The organism is Vibrio sp. 10N.222.46.A1, from assembly GCF_041473595.1.
Lineage (GTDB): Bacteria > Pseudomonadota > Gammaproteobacteria > Enterobacterales > Vibrionaceae > Vibrio > Vibrio tasmaniensis_A.
In genome coordinates, this window is sequence record NZ_JBFRSN010000473.1 from 1 (window position 1) to 1,535 (window position 1,535).

At 45.7% G+C, this 1,535-nt stretch carries 2 protein-coding genes; both read left to right on the forward strand.

Annotation, left to right across the window (positions count from 1 at the left end):
- Positions 1-623 (forward strand): ABC transporter substrate-binding protein (locus AB4496_RS14205; protein WP_372131199.1); only part of this gene is annotated, 623 nt, incomplete at its 5' end.
- On the forward strand, positions 610-1,535 hold a 926-nt coding region (locus AB4496_RS14210), incomplete at its 3' end, for a FecCD family ABC transporter permease (RefSeq protein ID WP_372131201.1). The genes AB4496_RS14205 and AB4496_RS14210, both read left to right, overlap by 14 nt.

The window sequence follows — 1,535 nt, forward strand, 5'->3', positions numbered from 1 at the left end:
GTATGCGGTTGGGCGGCTCAGTCACGCCTGATTCTCTGAGAGAGTTTGGTATCAATACTCTGATTCTTAATGAGAGTTGCAGCCATATCCGTAAAGATAAGCAGCCAGCTAACATGGAACAAATGTTTGATGACGTGACACGCCTTGCGACTTTATTCGGTCAGCAAGACAGAGCTCGAACACTTATCTCCAAGTGGAAAGAGCAATTAATATTGATTCAACAGCAAACCCAGAATCAAACCCCGCTTAAAGTCTTTCTGTATGATTCAGGGGAAGAGAAACCATTCACAGCAGGAAAGTACGCGACAGTGAGCGCCATGATAGAAGCAGCGGGTGGCGCCAATGTAATGAAAGATCTGGATATCAGCTGGGGAACCACATCATGGGAGTCAGTTGCGATGCATAACCCTGATGTCATTATTCTTCTCGATTATCAAAATGGGACAGGCGCTAAAGGCATGCAAACCTTTTTGGAACAGCACCCAGCGATGAAGCTGACCACAGCGGTAAAGACCACCCAATACCTTCCTCTGCGTTATGAGGAAATTACTCCCGGGCCAGCAAACATAGCTGCAATTGAAAAATTGGCACAGCGCATCCAAGAAATACATGACAAGTCTTAGTACTAACCTGAACCGAACCGCACTGAACACCTGCGTATTCAGTTCTGTTTTTGCCCTCTTAGCGATGTTTTCTCTGAGTTTAGGCAGCGTTCAGCTATCTTTTGCACAAGTCGCTACGATTTTTTCAGCGGCGATGAGTCAACAGATCGACTCACCGATAGATCAAGTGGTACTGCACCTGCGCTTACCTAGAACAATCATCGCTATTATTTGCGGTGCTGGGTTAGGTATTGTTGGGGCGTTATTACAAACCGTGACAAAAAACGACCTTGCCGACCCTTTCATTTTTGGATTGTCATCCGGTGCCGCAACTGGAGCAGTCTTTGTGATTACAGTCATCGGTAGCGCTATCGGCATTTGGACACTTCCACTCGCCGCTTTTATCGGTGGAATAATCTCGGCTTCGGCAGTGCTATTTCTAGTCAGAAAAGTAGATGGACAAGCGTCTTCTCAAATTGTTTTAGCCGGGTTGGCTATTTCATTTTTATTTACAGCCTTGACTAACTTCTTGGTCTTCCATGGTGATCAACGAGCTGCCCACTCAATTCTATTTTGGTCGCTAGGAGGCCTAGGAAACGCACGCTGGGACAATGTGCTAATTGTGCTTGCTGGACTTATCGCCTTGATAGTCCTAGGTATATTAAAACATCGCCAGTTAGATTGTTTACTTGCAGGAGACGACGTAGCACAAACCATGGGCGTAGACACAAAACGCCTGCAAAGCGGTGTCTTTATTGTCTGCGCTTTTGCAACTGCATGTTTTGTTTCTATCATCGGCGTTGTCGGATTTATTGGCTTGATGGTTCCTCATATCGCGAAGAAAATCATCGGCCCATTACACAAAAAGTTACTCATCACTTCAGGGCTGATTGGGGCTTTGCTTATGCTATTAAGTGATATTTTGGCGAGAAC